14 protein-coding genes and 1 tRNA gene are annotated in these 18,435 nt (G+C 45.1%); 7 read left to right on the forward strand and 8 right to left on the reverse strand.

Annotated features, from left to right (window positions below):
• Positions 1 to 158 precede the first annotated feature (158 nt).
• Both BMX95_RS32985 and BMX95_RS32990 read left to right on the forward strand, forming a co-directional pair.
• The gene (locus tag BMX95_RS32985; RefSeq protein ID WP_242673132.1) at positions 159 to 3,335 is read left to right on the forward strand and encodes a SusC/RagA family TonB-linked outer membrane protein; all 3,177 of its coding nucleotides are present in this window, start codon (positions 159 to 161) and stop codon (positions 3,333 to 3,335) included.
• 23 nt (positions 3,336 to 3,358) lie between these two features.
• Positions 3,359 to 5,368 carry a SusD/RagB family nutrient-binding outer membrane lipoprotein gene (locus tag BMX95_RS32990; protein ID WP_081200707.1) on the forward strand — a complete coding sequence of 670 codons (2,010 nt, stop codon included), beginning with the start codon at positions 3,359 to 3,361 and terminating at the stop codon, positions 5,366 to 5,368.
• Positions 5,369 to 5,418: 50 nt separating this feature from the next.
• On the opposite strand, the gene BMX95_RS32995 is transcribed toward BMX95_RS32990, so the two are convergent.
• The gene (locus BMX95_RS32995) at positions 5,419 to 5,898 is read right to left on the reverse strand and encodes a GNAT family N-acetyltransferase (protein WP_081200695.1); all 480 of its coding nucleotides are present in this window, start codon (positions 5,896 to 5,898) and stop codon (positions 5,419 to 5,421) included.
• A 76-nt stretch (positions 5,899 to 5,974) separates the two neighbouring features.
• Positions 5,975 to 6,811 (reverse strand): DoxX family protein, encoded by an 837-nt coding sequence (locus tag BMX95_RS33000; protein WP_081200696.1) that lies wholly within the window; start codon positions 6,809 to 6,811, stop codon positions 5,975 to 5,977.
• A 116-nt stretch (positions 6,812 to 6,927) separates the two neighbouring features.
• On the opposite strand from BMX95_RS33000, the gene BMX95_RS33005 reads away from it, so the two are divergent.
• The gene (locus tag BMX95_RS33005) at positions 6,928 to 7,878 is read left to right on the forward strand and encodes a nitrilase family protein (protein WP_081200697.1); all 951 of its coding nucleotides are present in this window, start codon (positions 6,928 to 6,930) and stop codon (positions 7,876 to 7,878) included.
• 33 nt (positions 7,879 to 7,911) lie between these two features.
• On the forward strand, positions 7,912 to 8,736 hold the full coding sequence (locus tag BMX95_RS33010; protein WP_081200698.1) for an aldo/keto reductase: 825 nt from the start codon (positions 7,912 to 7,914) through the stop codon (positions 8,734 to 8,736).
• A gap of 3 nt (positions 8,737 to 8,739) precedes the next feature.
• On the opposite strand, the gene BMX95_RS33015 is transcribed toward BMX95_RS33010, so the two are convergent.
• Positions 8,740 to 9,831: an acyltransferase family protein gene (locus BMX95_RS33015; protein ID WP_081200699.1), complete on the reverse strand. Its 1,092-nt coding sequence runs from the start codon at positions 9,829 to 9,831 to the stop codon at positions 8,740 to 8,742.
• Positions 9,832 to 9,953: 122 nt separating this feature from the next.
• Here BMX95_RS33015 and BMX95_RS33020 point away from each other — a divergent pair, with 122 nt between their 5' ends.
• Positions 9,954 to 12,863: a glycosyl hydrolase 115 family protein gene (locus BMX95_RS33020; protein WP_081200700.1), complete on the forward strand. Its 2,910-nt coding sequence runs from the start codon at positions 9,954 to 9,956 to the stop codon at positions 12,861 to 12,863.
• 76 nt (positions 12,864 to 12,939) lie between these two features.
• Here BMX95_RS33020 and BMX95_RS33025 read toward each other — a convergent pair whose 3' ends face one another.
• From BMX95_RS33025 to BMX95_RS33035, 3 genes are all read right to left on the reverse strand, one after another.
• Entirely contained in the window at positions 12,940 to 13,776 is an 837-nt protein-coding gene (locus tag BMX95_RS33025; protein ID WP_081200701.1) for an SDR family oxidoreductase, read from the reverse strand.
• An 11-nt stretch (positions 13,777 to 13,787) separates the two neighbouring features.
• The gene (locus BMX95_RS33030) at positions 13,788 to 14,609 is read right to left on the reverse strand and encodes an AraC family transcriptional regulator (protein ID WP_081200702.1); all 822 of its coding nucleotides are present in this window, start codon (positions 14,607 to 14,609) and stop codon (positions 13,788 to 13,790) included.
• 102 nt (positions 14,610 to 14,711) lie between these two features.
• Positions 14,712 to 15,638 (reverse strand): polysaccharide deacetylase family protein, encoded by a 927-nt coding sequence (locus BMX95_RS33035; RefSeq protein WP_081200703.1) that lies wholly within the window; start codon positions 15,636 to 15,638, stop codon positions 14,712 to 14,714.
• Between the two features lie 209 nt (positions 15,639 to 15,847).
• On the opposite strand from BMX95_RS33035, the gene BMX95_RS33040 reads away from it, so the two are divergent.
• A complete protein-coding gene (locus BMX95_RS33040; protein ID WP_081200704.1) occupies positions 15,848 to 16,834 on the forward strand; it encodes a hypothetical protein in 987 nt (328 codons plus the stop codon).
• Between the two features lie 56 nt (positions 16,835 to 16,890).
• Here the strand turns inward: BMX95_RS33040 and BMX95_RS33045 are convergent, their stop codons facing one another.
• Positions 16,891 to 17,325, reverse strand: coding sequence for a hypothetical protein (locus BMX95_RS33045; RefSeq protein WP_081200708.1), 435 nt, complete (start codon positions 17,323 to 17,325; stop codon positions 16,891 to 16,893).
• A 50-nt stretch (positions 17,326 to 17,375) separates the two neighbouring features.
• On the reverse strand, positions 17,376 to 17,909 hold the full coding sequence (locus BMX95_RS33050) for an AAA family ATPase (protein ID WP_081200705.1): 534 nt from the start codon (positions 17,907 to 17,909) through the stop codon (positions 17,376 to 17,378).
• A gap of 208 nt (positions 17,910 to 18,117) precedes the next feature.
• Here BMX95_RS33050 and BMX95_RS33055 point away from each other — a divergent pair.
• Positions 18,118 to 18,202: transfer RNA gene (locus BMX95_RS33055), tRNA-Ser, on the forward strand.
• Positions 18,203 to 18,435 lie beyond the last annotated feature (233 nt).

The following is an 18,435-nucleotide window of genomic DNA, read 5'->3' on the forward strand; positions in this document are numbered from 1 at the left end:
GGACTTATGAAAACAATGGTAACTGAACAACTTCAATGTAACGATTGAACTAAAAAAAGCCTATCCCTATTTCACGCACAGATTCATTGACCCAAAAAAACTGTATGAGAAAATTCACCAGGCTGCTATGGGCAGTAAAAAAACCAAAATGTAATAGTATGAGAAAATGGAAGCTTTTTAGTGTGACCATGTTTGCCGTGCTTAACATGATCACAAACACCCTGATGGCCCAGGGCGGACCCCTTAGCGGAACGGTGCTTTCAGAAGATGGTGCCCCGCTGGCCGGAGTAACGGTTACGCTGGTTGGTACCGACCGCGCCACTGTTACAGATATCCAGGGCAAATTCACCATTGCTGCAAAAGAAGGCGCTCTGCTGGAATTCAGCCATGTGAGCTTTTCCAAACAAAGAATGAAAGCGGCTGCCAATATGCAGGTTCGCCTCACACTGGGCGATAATGGCCAGATGCAGGATGTGGTGGTTACCGCAATGGGTATTAAAAAAGAGCGAAAGGCATTAGGGTATTCGGTTACCGAACTGAATGCCGGGGAGTTGATGAAAAATAAAAATACCAACGTGGTGAACTCGCTGGTAGGTAAGGTACCAGGTGTAAACATTACCCAGTTCAGCGGCGCAGCCGGCGCCGGCGCCTCTATCACCATTCGCGGTGGTAACTCTACTTCAGATGGCAGGCAAAACCAGCCGTTGTTTGTGGTCGATGGCGTAATATATGATAACTCTACCGCGGTTACCGGTAATTCAGGTACGGATGGCGCCACCCGCAGTAATACTACTTATTCGAACCGGGTAATGGATATAAATCCCGAAGATATCGAAAGCCTGTCGGTGCTGAAAGGCGCTGCAGCGGCAGCCCTGTATGGGTCACGGGCTGCTGATGGTGTTATCATCATTACTACCAAGAAAGGAGCGGAAGGCACGGTGAAAGTGAATGTGGCCAGTAAAGTGATCACCAGTTGGGCGAATAAATTGCCTGAAGCACAAACGCAATTTGCAAACGGTGCGTATGCCAATAACGGGGTGCTTAACAATATTACCTATAGCAACTGGGGACTGCCCGTTGCACCAACAGATACGCTCTATGATAATATCGGTAATTTCTTTCAACACGGGATCACTTACGATAACAACGTAAACGTATCAGGCGGTTCCAAGAACGGTTCTTTTTATTTATCGGGTTCCAACTTTAATCAAACCGGTATCCTTCCTAACACCGGGTACGATAAAACTACCTTTCGTTTCAATGGCGATCAGAAATATGGGAGACTTACGCTGAGCGCCAATGTTGCGTATTCCGTTGCCAATACCGACAGAACCTTAACTACTGCCGGCTTGTACAGTGGCGGTGGTAATGGCACCATGGGTGCTATCTATGCCTGGCCCCAGGTGTTTGATATGACAAGATATCAAAACATCGATGGAACGCAATACCGCAAATTTGCCGGACCGATAGAGCTGAAAGACGATGTAGACAACCCGTACTGGATCGTCAACAAAGATAAACTGACCTCACAAACAAAACGTATTACGGGAGGCATCAACGCCAGTTATAAAATTGCCAACTGGTGGGATGTGATAGCACGTTTGGGGTACGACCAGTACAATACGAATGATTATACTTATACCGCTCCGGGTTCTGCCGTGATGCCCTTGTATCAGAATGGCCGGCTGAGCAAAAATCTGCTTGGGTATGCCTATACCACCACTACTTTAATGAGTAACTGGCATAAAACATTTAAAGGTTTCGATACGCACCTGATGTTGGGGACCACTTCAGAAAATACAGATATTTCAAGCCAGAACCATTGGGGATACAACTTTGTTTCTGCCGGCAACATCAGCTTTACCAATATAGCACCCATCAATCAATTCTTTAAAGATGCAGTGATCAAAAGACGGTTGGTAGGCGCTTATGGCGAAATAGGTGTTTCTTATAAAGACATTGTTTTTCTGACAGCCACCGGACGTAACGACTGGTCATCGACACTGCCTGTAGAAAACAGGTCTTATTTCTATCCTTCTATCAGCGGTTCTTTTGTGTTTACCCAGGTAGTACCTAACATTCCTTATCTTTCTTTTGGTAAGGTGCGGGCCAGCTGGGCGCGGGTTGGTAAAGACGCCAATCCCTATTCTACACTTACTTATTTGAACAATCCGATCACTTACGGTTCATTTATCGGAGTGGGTAATCAATACACCAGTGGCAATCCTTTTTTATTACCTGAAATTCAGGATTCCTGGGAAATTGGCGGTGAGCTGCGATTCCTGAATAATCGTATTGGTTTGGATTATACCTATTATCACAGCCAGACATCGAACCAGATTGCCCAGCCCCGGTTATCCAATGCCAGCGGGTATATCTTGAAGTCTATCAACTCCGGTTCTGTAATTAACAAGGGAATGGAAATATCGCTTACAGGTAAAGCCATTGCCCAAAAGGATTTCGGTTGGGATGTAATGCTGAATTTCTCTTATAACAAAGGCAGACTGGGAACCTTCCTGCAAGGTGTATCCTATTTCTATCCTACAGACGCTCAATTCGGAACAGTAAAAGCGGCGTCTATTCCAAACGGCGGGTATTTCCTGGGAATGACCGGTACTACTCTTTTACGTGAGACGGATGCAGACAAAAAGGAGATCCCCAATGGTCGCTACCTGGTAGACCCTACTACCGGATTATATAAATTGAACACCAATAACCCAATTGTAGGTAACCGGGAACCGAGTTTTCTTGCAGGCTTTAATAATACGCTCCGGTACAAACATCTTAGCCTGTCCGTGCTGTTCGACATCCGCAAGGGTGGCGATATATTTAATGGAACAGAATATGCAATGGTGTTGAACGGGTTAAGTAAAAGGACCCTGTTGAATGATCGTCAATCGGTAACTGTAAGCGGCGTCAACAGTGTAACAGGAGCTGATTATGAGCAAACCTACGAAGCAGATAAAACATATGTCATTGGTGGCACTACCTATTCCGGCAAGGCTATGATACAACGGTACTGGACAAGTACAGACCCTGGAGTGGGTAGCTATGCGCAAAATTCCACGAATTTTATCACTTCGGTAAACTGGGTGAAACTCCGTTCCTTGTCATTGAGCTACGACTTCACCAGCTTGTTAAAGAATAAAAAGATCTTCAAAGAAATTTCGGCAACGGCCATAGGTTACAACTTACATACCTGGACCAACTACAAAGGAATGGATCCTGAAGTAAGCGCAGCAGGTGGAACAGGCGGTTCGGGTTCAACAGGTATCGATTACCTGGGCGTGCCCGCAGTAGCCAGTTTCACTTTCGGAGTTAATATGACGTTTTAACCAAAATGACTAAAAAGCAAACTATGAGAAGTCTTAAATATATCATATTAGGTAGCCTGCTTGTATTGGGTGTAACCTCCTGTAAAAAATGGCTGGATGTAAATACGGACCCTAGTAATCCAAGCAACGCAACCGCCGCAGAGCAAAACAGGTTACCGTGGATTCAGAAATTTTATTGTTACTCGGCAGGTGTTACCAATTTTCGTACGTCCTGCATAACCGGCGTTTATTATAGCACTACCTCTACTGCTACGGGTAACGTCAATTCATTCAGCACCACGTGGACGGCCCCTGGTACTTCCGTTAACATCACGCCGTATCAAACCTGGTTTATAGAAGTGGCTGCCAATCTGAACGACCTGTATAATTCAGCCCAGAAAAAGAATGCCTGGCATTATATGGCTGCGGCTGATGTATTTCATGCACTGGGCTTTATGCAAATGCTGGATCTCTATGGTGAAATGCCCTATACCCAGGCATTGACCGAAACACCAAGTCCTACATTTGATGATGGCAAAACCATTTACTATGGCTGTATGGAAAAATTGAATGAAGCCATCGATCTGTTCAGCAGAACGCAGGATGCCACAGCGCCCAAACTGAGTAGCGGGGACATGTGGAATGGCGGGGATGTAAACAAATGGATAAAATTATGCTGGGGATTGAAAGCCCGCTATATGCTGAAGCTGTCAAAAAAATCAGATCTGTATAATGCTGACTCCATATTATATTGTTTGTCGAAAGGGCCGCAAAGCATTGCCGACAACGTAGTGCTCACTGGTTTAAACAACAGTACGGTACTCGATTATTTAATAACAGACCCCGTTGTAACAAACGGCAACTTTGATTATGCGGCTTTTGGCAGTGCTAACCGCCTTACCAAATATTATTGTGACCTGCTGACGAATATGCGTGGCGCCGGTATAGCCGATCCCCGCATGACAAAAATTGTACCTGCTACCATGGCTGGTGCACAATTAGATGGCAGTGGCAAAGCAATCAATTATACCTGGCTTCGTTCGATAGGTGTTGATTCTTATGAATCGGCGACCCGATTAGTAAAAGGCGGTCCTGCTTCAATTTTGCCGGCCGCTTATGCCGCTACGAACACAAACGTAAAATATACTATTTCCAATGCTACAGACAAAGCGAATTTTGTTGCTGCGCAGGTTACGGCGGGGCGTACTTATTCGGTCGTTGCAGATACTGTAACAGTTACCTATAAGGCGGGGTCTCTGTATATAAATAGTACTAACTATCTATATGCCGGCGATACTGTTTATGTGAATATGCGCAGCAGCGCATTGGCTACCTCAGGTATACCTACTCAGGGTGAAACCAATGTTAGCTGGTATCCTAACCAAGCTGCATTTACTGCCGGCGTGGTCGCGTCTACCGGCTCTTACCAGGTTCGTCCGGTTAGCGACCAGGAGATCCTGACCTATCATGAAATGCTTTTTATTAAGGCGGAAGTGTTAATGAGAAAAGGAGATGTTGCCAATGCTTATACGGCTTATAAAGCGGCTATACAGGCGCATCTGGATATGATGCAGGCGAAACTCACCTCATGGAAAGCAGCGGGGTTTGCGACTACCAATCCGGATATGGCGCCTATGGATGCAAGTGACATTACTGCGTATATGAATAGTACAGCGGTGGCAGGTGCAGGTGATTTGACCATGTCGGACATCATGCTGCAAAAATATGTTGCCATGGGTTGCAGTATTGAAAACTATAACGATATGCGCCGGTTTAATTATAGTGCCGGTAACGTAGGGCCCTATGGTGTAGTATATCCCGGGTACAAGCGTGGGCCGTTATATGCTGGCGCCGCTCAATATACGGGAGGCGACCCATCAAATCCCAGGTATTGGTCACGCCGCTGGGCTTTACCTACAACGCTTGAATTGAATTATAACTTAAACAATGCACTGGCCGTAAATCCACACGCAACAGATCCAAATATCTGGAGCATGCCGGTTTGGTGGGATTGTGCAACGGATGCTGAGTATAATGGTTTCTTAGGTAAATAGTTTAATGAACTAATATAAAAGGCCCCGGTGAATATCGCCGGGGCCTTTTTTTACAATACTTTTTCCATAAAGATAGCGCCGGGCATGGGGTTGAACCGGTAAGGTTCAATAGGGTAGAACCCTGCAGCGGTATATAGTTTGATAGCCGACTGCATTTCAGGAATCGTATCGAGGCGGATAGCACGATAGCCTAAATGCTTCGCTTCATCGAGTGATTGTTGTAATATCTTTTGACCCAGCTGGTGGCCGCGATAAGTGGGGTCAACAAACATTCTTTTCAATTCGGAGATCTCGCTGTCTATCTTTCTAACACCGGCACAGGCAATCGCTTTTTCGCCATCATAGGCCAGTAGCAATACACCGGTGGGCAGGTTGTATTCCACATGAATTTCTTCCAGTTCCCGGTCAACATCCTGAAAGTTCAATTCAAAAGAAAGGGATTTGATGTATTGACGAAATAATTGTTTTCCGTTTTCGAAATCAGTGGAGGTAGTTGCTTTTTTTATAATAAAAGAGTTTCCATTGCTCATGGAGCAAAGGTATGATTCCGGGCAATGTGAAAATTAGAACAGATAAGCAAGAGATGGGTAGATCAGATTGCCGGGCTTAATTAATAACTACCGCTTTGGAGCTTGTTATGGTAATCATGGAATTGTTCATTACCTGCTTTTTCATAACCGCAATGCCTAGCGCAATGCCGCTGAATGCGAGCGCTTCAAATACACTGGTTATTTCATTGCCTTTGGCGCCATTGGGGTCTGCGATGGCACGGGGAATGTGCAATAATATAAGCCAAAGAAAAAGCATGGCGCTTGCCAGCAGAACTATCTTTCTTCTTTTGATCTTTAGAAAAATGGCGGTGCCTGTACCTATTAACGCAACACCGGCCAGATTGGCCCAAAAAGTATGATCGGGCACCCAGGCTGGTACCAGCGAAGCGACAAATTCAGTATATAAGAAATGGTCGATGCCAAATAACAGTAAGGTTGTAGCAAAGAAGTATTTGCCCAGTGGGATCAGCTTTGCAAGCGTCGCAAGCCCGGTGGTCCCGCCCGCTATTCCAGCCATCACAAAGGCGCCGCCGGAGAGGGCCAGTTCTTTGAGTGGGTCGGTCCACAAACCCAGGTGAGCGGGGGAGTTAGGTTGAATAAACAGCGTAAAGGGTAATTGGATAAAAAGGAAGCAAAACAATAAAAAGCCGCCCAGCAACAAGGAAATGGTTTTTGTGTTTCGGTCCAGTAAGATCAACACACCGGCTGCGATCATGGCTGCGCCTGTCAGGTAAGCGAATACAGGTGTTTGCATCCATTGGGGCCAGGCAGGAAGAATTACCGGGCGAAAGGCGGAATAGATGAAATGCTGAATGCCGAGGCCCACTGTGCCCAGTCCATAGAAAAGACGTGCGGTAGTAATGCTGGCAGGTTGTAAATAAGCAGGTATCATATTGGTTGGTTTGAAAGTATGTTGAATTATACTTATATCATACCTGGTAGCAGCTCAGTTAAATTTATTAAATAATCTCAATAAGTGGGGAAATGCTTTTTGTTAACTTGCAATACATGAAACCAATAAAGATTGCTACCGCACAATTTGAGAACCGTAACAATGATAAAACGTATAACCTAAGTGTTATTCGCCAACTGGCTGCCCGGGCAAAAACGCAGGGCGCCGACGTGATCGCTTTTCATGAATGTTCCATTACCGGTTATTCGTTTGCCCGCCATCTGGATAAAGAACAACTTACCGCCATTGCAGAACTGATTCCCGATGGGGCAAGTGTGCAGGCCTTAATAGCCATAGCCCGGGAGCTGGACATTATTATCCTGGCCGGGTTGTTTGAAAAAACAGCGGAAGGGACCTTGCACAAAGCATATGTCTGTGTTGATCAAAACGGACTGGTGGCGAAGTACCGGAAATTGCATCCGTTTATCAATCCACACCTGGTGCCCGGTAATGAATATGTGGTGTTTGATCTGTTGGGTTGGAAATGCGGCATCCTGATCTGTTACGATAATAACATCATTGAAAACGTACGGGCCACCACTTTGCTGGGGGCGGATATTATTTTTATGCCGCATGTTACCATGTGCACGCCATCACCCCGGCCAGGTGCGGGTTTTGTTGATCCGGAATTATGGAAGAAACGGGAAGAAGACCCAACCACGCTGCGGGCAGAATTTGATGGCCTGAAAGGCCGCAGCTGGTTAATGAAATGGTTGCCGGCACGCGCTTACGACAATGGTGTATACGCAGTGTTTTCGAACCCTATAGGTATGGATGATGACCAGTTGAAGAATGGCTGTTCCATGATCATCGATCCGTTTGGAGATGTGGTGGCAGAGTGCCGCCAGTTGGGCAATGACATTGCTATTGCAACCCTGACCCCGCAAAAATTAACGCAAGCCGGTGGCACCAGATATAAGAACGCCAGGCGTCCGGAATTGTATGGAGACATCATAGCAGCGCAACATGCAAGCGTTCAAAAAGTGGCCTGGCTGAAGGAGGAATAAATGCACTAAATTGAGCCGTGTAAATAGTCGGCTATGATTAAAAGAACTATCCCATCCTCCGGTGAGTCGCTTCCGGTAATTGGTATGGGTACCTATAATACCTTCGATACAAATGAACAGGCAGCAACTGAGCAATTAACGCCTGTATTGAACACCTTTTACAAAGGTGGTGGGCGTCTGCTCGACAGTTCACCCATGTATGGAAATGCAGAAAGGATAGTGGGCTCGCTTACCAGCAAAGCGCCTTATGCGAATGAGTTGTTTTATGCTACCAAGGTTTGGACAAGCGGATTGAAGCCAGGCATCAGGCAAATGGACGAATCGTTTGATCTGATGCACCGGAAGGTCATCGATCTGATGCAGGTGCATAACCTGCTTGCCTGGAGAACACACCTGCCGGTGCTGCAGGAATGGAAAGCCGCAGGCAAGATCAGGTATATAGGCATTACGCATTATACGCAACAGCATTATGCTGAACTGGAGACCGTGATGCGTACCGGGGTTGTTGATTTTGTACAGTTCAATTATTCCATCATCGAACGGGTTGCGGAAGAACGGTTGCTATCCGTAGCAGCTGAACTGGGCGTAGCGACGCTCATCAACCGGCCTCTGGGACAAGGACGTTTAATTGATCGTTTTAAAGGCAATCCATTGCCGGCCTGGGCTGCCGCAGAGCTGGATGTTCATAGCTGGGGCGCATACCTGTTGAAGTATGTTGTCGGTCATCCGGCTGTAACCTGTGTGATCCCTGCCTCTTCCAATGCCAAACACATGGCCGAGAACATGAAAGCAGGGGAGGGATCTTTACCCGATGAGCGGACACGAGCTAAAATGGTGGCATACATTCGAACATTGTAATGCCTACACCCTTTTAAAACGCTTCTTGAAGTTCAGGAATTTCTTCTCATATAAGGAATACGACAAAAAGGAAACTATCAACAATGCGGTAAGGTTTAACAGCAGCAGCCAAACATTGGTGCCGGCATTGTGCCAGGGTTGTTTATAGGTGAACAGCTGTTGCCAGATGTACAGGCTGTAAGAAAGGATGCCCAGTTTTTTCATCCACTCAAACTCAAGCAAGCGACCGAACATAGCCCGTTCTTTCAGATTGAGAACTATCACAAAGGCAATTATAAACCCAAAGACGGGAACAGAGAATATGCGTATTTGCGTGGGAAGTGTTGGATATAACAACATACTTCCAATGGTAAATAATAACAGCGAGCTGAATGCAGGCGCCTTGTTGCAAATATGGGTGATGAACCTGTTTTCGGTTAATAACAAAATGGAGAAAAGAGAGCCGGTAAGGATCAGTACGGTTCCACCCCCAAATAAATTAACCACCCAGGTTATTGCCCAATGAATGAAACCGGGTACCTGTAAATAACCGGTATCCAGTTTTCGGGAATTTATAATGGACAACAAAGGAATAAGGATAATCAAACACACAATTAATCTTTTGTAATTGCGCAGCGATAGTGATACCAATAAGAAGGGAAACAGTAAATAAAATTGTTCCTCAACGCCCAGGCTCCAGTAGTGACCGGTGTACCAGTCGCGATTGGGCAGGATAGGTAAGTTTTTTATAAACAACAGGCAGTTTAAAAATGAGCTGCCGGGAATTTCCAGTTTGAACAGGGCGTTCAAGCAAAGCAAAACAAGTAGGAAGCCGTAAGCCACAGGCAGTATGCGCAAACATCTTCGAATATAAAATCCCTTCAAACTGATACTGCCATATTTTACCCGCTCTTTTAGCAACAAAGTGGTTATTAAAAAGCCGCTGATCACGAAAAAGATGTATACCCCAATAAGTCCCAGGTAGCTATTGCCAAGAAAAGGCGTGAGCACGTGTGCCATTATTACGATCCCTATCGATACGGCCCTGAGCCCGTCCAACGCGCGGAAACCGGGTTGTTGAATGGCTGCTGGCAGTTTGATTGTCAGGTTTTGCATTGCCAGCAATTACGAGCCAAATCAGGTATAGGATGCCGCCGATAGATAAAACAGATAAAAAACGGGATTGTACAGGCTGGTTTGTTATTGAAGAGGAGTAATTTCATTGCAATAATTGGCATATGAACGGTACCCTCAAAATATTCCTGTATTTGCTGCTGCTATTACCCCGCATTTCCCGGGCGCAGTCATTCCCGTTTACCGATAAGAATAAGGGGTTACAAATCTTGTACAGTGCGGCCGGTCCAAAGCTGGATTCTATTGCAGCTCATTTACTGGCGAATGATATAAAAATGGCGACCGGCAACCAGCCGCCCGTTATCACGGATATTGCGAATGCAACAGGTAATGTAATTGTAATTGGGAATATTGCTTCCCCTCTCATACGGCAGTTTGTTGGCCATCGTACTGAATTGGATAGTCTGCAGGGACGGTGGGAGTGTTATGGAACAATGGTAATTGATAATCCCCAAAGCAACGTTTTAAAAGCATTGGTGATTGCCGGTAGTGATGCACGTGGTACTGCTTTTGGCGTATTTTCCATTTCAGAATTATTGGGGGTATCTCCCTGGTACTGGTGGGCCGATGTTCCCGTAAAATGTAGAGGGGAATTGACGATTGAATTATCTCCTAAAATTTCCCGGCCACCTAACGTAAAATACCGAGGCATATTTATCAATGATGAAGATTGGGGATTGCGGCCCTGGGCTGCCAAAACATTTGAACCTGAAACCGGGGATATAGGTCCGAAGACTTATGCCAAGGTATTTGAATTGCTGCTGCGTTTAAAAGCGAATCTTATCTGGCCAGCCATGCACCCCGGTACTAAAGCCTTTTTTAGCTATCCGGGAAATAAAAAGGCAGGGGAGGATTATGGTATTGTGATTGGTTCTTCCCATGCTGAACCTATGTTGCGAAACAATGTAGGCGAATGGGATGAAAAAACAATGGGCCCCTTTAATTATCTCACCAATAAAGAAAAAGTGTATCAATATTGGGAACGCCGGGTAAAGGAATCGACAGCCATCGATGCCATTTATACCATGGGAATGCGTGGCGTGCACGATAGTGGTATGGAAGGTGTAAAGAGCGCCAAAGAAGCGGTGCCTTTACTGGAGCAGATCATAAAAGATCAGCGGGGATTGCTGGAGAAATACCGTGGCAAACCAGCTGATTCCATTCCGCAGGCATTTACAGCCTATAAAGAAGTGCTGGATATTTATGACAATGGATTGAAAATTCCTGAGGATATAACCCTCGTTTGGCCTGATGATAATTATGGGTATATCCAGCGGCTGAGTAATGCGGAAGAACAAAAGCGTTCCGGCGGTTCCGGCGTTTATTACCACGCTTCTTATTGGGGCCGGCCGCATGACTATCTCTGGCTGCCTTCAACACATCCCGGATTGATGTATGAAGAACTGGATAAGGCCAGGAAGGAAGGCGCCACCCGGTTATGGGTATTGAATGTGGGTGATATTAAGCCACTCGAATATAATATAGAACTCTTTTTAAAATTGGCTAATGATCCGCCGTCTGAGAATCCTATAGTGCCAGGAACCTGGTATAGATACGGGCGGGTAAGGAATTCATTTAACGCTGACTTTGTAATGCGTCAATATTATCAACTGGCGTTTGAAAGAAGACCCGAGTTCATGGGCTGGAGCCGTACAGAGCCTACTACACAAACTACCTCCACCCAGTACAATCATTTCTATTATGGCGATGAAGCGCAACAACGGATCGATAAGTACGATTCATTGGTAAAAAAGGCAAGAGGACTTTGGTTGAAAGTAGATTCAAGCGAAAAGGCAGCGTTTTATCAATTGGTATATTACCCGGTAGTATGCGCCGCCTGGATGAATAAGAAATTCCTGTACCGCGATAAAGCCATCTGGTATGCCAGACAAAACCGGTTAAGTACTTTTGATTATGCTGCACAGTCAAAGGCTGCCTATGATAGCATAGTGAAAGAAACGGAATACTATAATAATGTTTTGTCGGGTGGTAAATGGAAAAACATGATGTCGATGAAACCGCGTGACCTGCCTGTTTACCAGGAACAGGAAATGCCCGCGTTCACTATTGACAGATCGGCCGGCTGGAGTATAGCGCCGGAGGGATTTGTTACAAAAGACTCTTCGTTGATACCGGGAAATGGGACCTCGTTGCCCGCTTTTGATAACATAAACAAACAGCGGTATTTTATAGATGTTTTTTTGAATGACGACAAACCCGTTGAATGGAAGGCTACTGCTTCTGATAACTGGATCAGGCTTTCCAGGAAATTGGGGTCGCTGAACAGGGAATGGGGGAAGAACCAGCTGCGTATTTGGGTAGACGTTGACTGGGATAAAGTGGGTAAAAGAAAAGAATTGACCGGTAAGGTCCTGTTTACAGGCGGCGGTAAACAAATGGAAGTGAAAGTGCGTTGCCACAGGCCGTTTGACAGGGAAGATGTATCATATGGCGAGTATGTTGAGAATAATGGTTTTGTTTGTATTCATCCCATAAATCAACAAGGCGCTGAATGGGCTACTTATGGGACGCGTATGATGACTGATTTTGGTTATACCGGTGGGGCAATAGAATTTGTTCGTTTACCAGATAAGCAGGCGTCAAATTACTCATTAAATAAGGACTCCATAAAAAAGAATGCTACCTGGGTTTCCTATAGGTTTGATACCTATACTTCCGCAGCGCCCAAAATTACGGTTTATACAATACCTACCCAGCCAGTCAATAATAATTTCAGTATGCGGTATGGTGTTTCTGTCGATGAGGGGCCGGTTAACATAGTTGATTTTAAAACAGTGGGAAGAAGTGAAGAATGGAAAGAGAATGTTTTACGTAACCGCGCCGAACGCACCATTTCCTTCCCACGCCTGAACAAAGGCAGGCACACGCTGAAAATATATGCAATAGACCCGGGTGTTGTGCTGGATGAGATCCGTATTGATCTGGGTGGTTTGAAAAAGGCCTACAGTGCTATTCCTGCAACTACTCCAAGGGACTGGCACTATAGATATTGATAAGGGTTTGTATACTAACACAAAAAGCATCCCGATTCGTCAGGATGCTGAAATGGTACAAACAGGTTGTTTGCCGTTAATTTTTAAACGAATTCGGTCTGAAGATGCCTCGCAGGAAATGCTGGTACTCCTGGTCGGTTTTACCGATGCGTGCATTCACCAATTGTTCAATATCAGGACCCGCCAGATAGCGCAAACGATGGGTATTATCCGTTACTGCGTTATAGATCAGCCGGGCCACGTCATTGGCCGTGAATGTATTGGAACCTTCAAAATTTTTGAAAAAGGCGGCCAGTTCTTCACTAAAAGCCTGGTAGTCGCTCAATGACGGATCATACGCAAATGACGTAATCGTTTTTTCATTGAAAGGTGTAGCAATGTAACCGGGCTCTACCAGTTTTACTTTAATGTTCTGCGATTCCAGTTCATAGGCCAGCGATTCGGTAAAGCCTTCCACGGCATACTTGGAGGCAGAATAAATAGAAAGCAGGGGCGTGGTTAACAGACCGGCGCCGGAGGATACATTCAATACTACACCGCCTTTGTTACTTCTGAAATGGGGCAATATGGCCCGGGTTACATGCATTAGCCCAAATACATTCACCTCAAATTGTTCCTGGATCTTCTCAGGCGACACGGCTTCAAAGAGCCCTTGCTGTCCATAACCCGCATTATTGATCAGCACGTCTATTTGCCCGAATTTTTCGATGCCTTGTTGAACAGCGGTTTGAATAGAAGCCGGTTCGGTAACCTCAAGCCGCGTAACAAAAATGTTAGGCTCTTTAACGAGGTCCTTTTCCTTTTCCGGATTACGCATGGTGGCAATTACATTCCAGCCTTGTTGGGCGAAATACAGGGACGTAGCTTTCCCTATACCGGAGGAGGCTCCGGTAATGAGCATTGTTTTGTTCATATGTTTACGTGTTATTTTTTAGCGGCCGATACTTTCGATGGATTTACTCCATAGAATTGTTTGAATGCAAAGGAAAAGTGGGCGAGGGTTTCAAAGCCCACTTCATGGTACACCTCTGTAGGTCTTTTTTTCTTTTCCTTAATGAGATAATGCGCTTCCTGCAACCGCCGCTCCTGTAACCAGCGATTGGGGGTGGTATGAAAGATCTTTTCAAAATCGCGTTTAAAAGTAGCAAGGCTTCTACCTGAGAGATACGCAAATCTTTTCATTTCTATATTGAAACTAAAGTTTTGTTGCATAAATGCTTCCAGGTCTATTTTCCCCGGCTGGTCAAGATCGAACAGGATGTTTTTGAAAGCCGGGTTTATTTGCAGCAACAGCATCAATGCTTCCTGACGTTTCAGGTTAACCAGGTGTTCGGGCAATGGTGTTTCGAAATAAGGCAGCAGCGTTTGAAAATAATTCTCCAGCAGCAGGCTGCTGTTCAGCTTTAATACCGCATCCTTGTCGGGAAATGGTTCTTCAAATCCCTGGTTGTATTGCCGGCTGAATTGGGCAAGGGTAGCCCTGTCGAACACAACTGTGATGGACCTGAATGGAAAAAGCCCGTCGTTTAGTTTTATGAACTTGGCTAAAAAGTTCTTTCGATAAAACAGCAGATCGCCGGGGACAAACACTTTTGTTTGTCCGCCGTCTGCCACGTGTAATTTACCTGAAATGATCTGACACAATCCATGTTCACTGATAAACTGTTCGCCTACCACTTTTTTTGATCCAAAGTGAGTATAAAGAACGCCGGGAATACTGGTTGTGGTCGACTGCGCTTTTTTCATAATGCTCTGCTGCGATTGACAACACAAAGCTGCGCATAAAATTTCTAATTTCCTTTCGTAGGAAGCTCAAAATTTATTTCGTGGAAAGCTCATCACTCATCTTTACCGGTAAAGCTTATCCCTGATCTCCCGCCAGGTTATTATCTGGATATTGTTTTCCTTCAGCAATCTGGCGCATTCCCCACTTGAGAAAAAATCGAATTCTGTTTGCCGCCAGGCCGAACCCCAATCGGTGAATCCTTTTGTAACGGATTTCATTTCTTCGTTGTCGTAGGCGGTGTGAATGATAAAATACGTAAGGCCAACCGGCAAACTGCGTAAGGTTTGAGCATAATAAGCGGCCGGGTTTGAAGCCATCATGTCGGGTAAAATGGTGACTATAGAATCTGCTATGACCTCATTTTTTGAGATCAGGCTTTCGAGTTTGACATTCAGTTCTCTTTCCATTTCGCGCGCAAGGAACACAGGTATTTTATATTCCCGTCCCACCTTGATATAAGCTTTTATAAAATCGGGCTTTCTTACAACGGCAAACATATGGGCATCCAAATGAGTGGGGTCAATGCCGAATTGTATGGCTCTTCTAACCTGGTTGCGTATTTCTTCTTCTACCTGGGTGGAGGCTGCGAATTGTTTTACACTGTCGACTGATGAATATAGAAACCCTTCTTTGTTGATGAGGGTAGGCGCCTTGGTTGATGGCGTTACCGGTCCCCATTTATAATTACTCCATTCGCTTGTAAGCGTAATGTGTAAGCCAAAATCCATACCGGGGTGTTCCCGTACGTATGAAGCTATCTCTGTAAACCAGGGACAGGGAACCATAATGCTGGCAGAATTGATACAACCTTTTTCCATAGCCGTAGTAGTGGCCAGGTTTACGGAGTGTGATACGCCAACATCATCGGCGTGAAGGATCAGTAGTTTGGTGTTTTTCGGATAGCCCAATCGTTCAGCAATCGTTTTTTGTTGGGCTTCCAGTGATGACACCCAAAGAGCGCAGGTTGCAATCAGTAATAATTTTTTCATATGTGAGGTTTTGGCCTACTAATATACCCAATACCGGTAATTAGTAAGCTAAGTTTACACACTTATTTCCCAAAACAACGCGGATATTGGCTGAATCGACACGTTTATCAAATTTAGCTTGGTTATTTCGTTTAAACAGTTAACTTCAGTTAAGTACCTACTGCAGTAGTCCAGCATTTTATTTTCTTCATTTCTGAAAACCTTATAACATGTCTCATCCCAAACAAAAGTCCGCTTCACAAATCGGAGCGCCTATTTCTGCTCAGGAATATCAACAGCTCACTACAAATTTCGCTCAACGGTATCCCAATCAAACCCCTTCTGTATTTTTAAGCCGTGAGCATTTGTTAAACACCATAGAAGGAGTATCTGACCTGTCAGGGATCCTCTTTGCTTATGGATTAAATGATGCCAATGATCCATCAACCCGCAGGATCATTCTGGTGCCTGCACGCAATTTAACGAATGGCGAATCAGGCGGCATACCTGTCATTCCTTCAAAGGGATACATATGCGAAAATGGAGAAAGAATAAGGTTCGATCAGTTTATGCAACTGTTGGGAAATCATGTGAGCGATTTTAAAAAAGTAAAAGAAGAGATCCCGTTAACGAAGTTGCCCAGAGGTTATTTCTGGGGTATCAATAAGCTTAAAAAGTTATTGGAAGTAGACCAATGCGGAGGACTCGTTTTCCATTTTGGTTACAATCCTGAAATGCGTGCTGCCTGCCGCCAATTCCAATGTGTACTGGAAGTGGTGGATGGAGATAATAAAAGCTTGAATATGTTTTTGGAATATGGCCAGTGCAGCCCGCCCTGCGATATTGATCCAAACGGCCCTGGCGTTACCACTACTGGCAGCGATTGTATAGCTTCTATTGCAGCAGAAAGATTTGTTAAAGATGCTGAAGATAAGTTGAATGAGCTAAGAGCTTTCCGCGACAACTGGCTGGTAGCACAGGAGAATGGACAGGCATTGTATGAAATGTATTATTACCTGTCACGGCCATTGGTAGCTGAAATTCAGACCCGGGCAGACCAGGAAGCCATTTGGTACGACATCTATCATAATGGCATCAGCAATTGCCTGGATCTCATTCGTGAAAACAGGAATGAAGAAGCAAAGGTAAGTTATGTAAGCATGATGAAGGACCTGGCACACCGTTTTTTGGGTCAGGAAGTTACTATAGAAGCATAGTATAACCTTAATCGATGTACGTTAAAATATAAGGCCGGGCTGATCACCCGGCCTTTTTATTGGGAGCGTTGTGTATGTTGCCAGAAAAACTCATAACCGGTTGCTATAATTTTGATGGGATAAGGTCTTTTAAAGTCGTAGGCATGATTGAACAGGCCGGCTATTATGGCGTAGTAAGCAATGATCAATAAAGTTAAAGACCATAATGAGATGGTTGTCCACCGGACCGGCTTTATAGTGAACCAAAAGCGATTGATGGAATAGATTAAAATAAACCAGCATAGAAAATAAGTGAGCAGATCAATTATAAATTCAACCACAAAGAATTGATAGGCGAGGGATGTGTGCCAGGCGGGCCCGGAATATATTAGTGGAAAGCCTTTGTACATGGTTGCGGGTGCATCTTCGGGTAAGGCGTACCACCATTTGGTAATGAAGACGAATGAGATGATGGTGAGCGGGATTATCAGTCGCAGGGAAAGGGTTTTCATATTTGGCAATTCTGATAAAGATGCGGAGGCTTTGTTTTTCCATATGGCTGTCACAAAATGCGCCTGCGTACAAATTTTACCCGTTCATCTACCGTTGTAAGGGGGAGCAGGTTGATCTCATACCCCAATTTCGAATATACATTCACCATCATGTCATAAGTAGCTATTGCCTCTGCTTCGGATTGCTTACGTTCCTTATCATTTGTATAGATCCCGGGCCATGGTGGTGCCAGGAAAACCTGTTGGTTATACCGGAAGTCCAGCGCTGCTTTTTCAACGTGTGCAGGCACTGGTAATTGACTAAGCTGCAGGTAGCCCATTACATCGGGGATGCCTCTGTCGAACAACACAGGGCCCTGTGCCTGCTGTGCTTCGCGGTAGGATCGCATTTCCCAGCTCAGCATCAGTTCGGCAAATGCGGATTTATCGAGCCAGGGCAGGGCGGTGCCGCCGATGGCCACCTGGTCCTGGATGATGGCGCGGCCGGCTTCGGGCATACCATGGATACCCTGTTTTGCCAGGGCATTGAGGAGGGCCGTTTTGCCGGAACCGGGTCCGCCGGAGATGAGGTAAAAGTGTTGCATGGGCTTGAAGGTAATGGAATTATCAGTTTTGGTTGTGCAGCTGGGCATTGAACAGCTGCAGTACTACAAAATAGGGTAGGAATAGGTGAAAAAGGGGCGCGGATATTACTACAAAATATTGAAATAGTAATCGTTACGCTGAAAAAAAAGTCTAACTAAATTTTTCTGATTTTTTTGTCAGTTTAAAACCTACACCTACATTTGCCCCGGAGAGATGGCAGAGCGGTCGATTGCGGCAGTCTTGAAAACTGTTGACTGTAACAGGTCCGGGGGTTCGAATCCCTCTCTCTCCGCTCGGCTCAGTTAACTGAGATAAACTTAAAGATAGAAGTCCTGCAAAATCAATGATTTGCAGGATTTTTGCTTTTTAGGCATACCTGGTTTTACTGCACTTTATGGGGGATCAGGTTGAAAAGTTGGGGGATTGTTCAACTACATTCACATCCTATTTACATTGACTTTATTTTCCCATAAAGCCGCAATACAAATTGCTTTAGAAAGTCTGCATTCAAATTGGGATTGTAAC

This window comes from Niastella yeongjuensis (genome assembly GCF_900110245.1).
GTDB classification, from domain to species: domain Bacteria; phylum Bacteroidota; class Bacteroidia; order Chitinophagales; family Chitinophagaceae; genus Niastella; species Niastella yeongjuensis.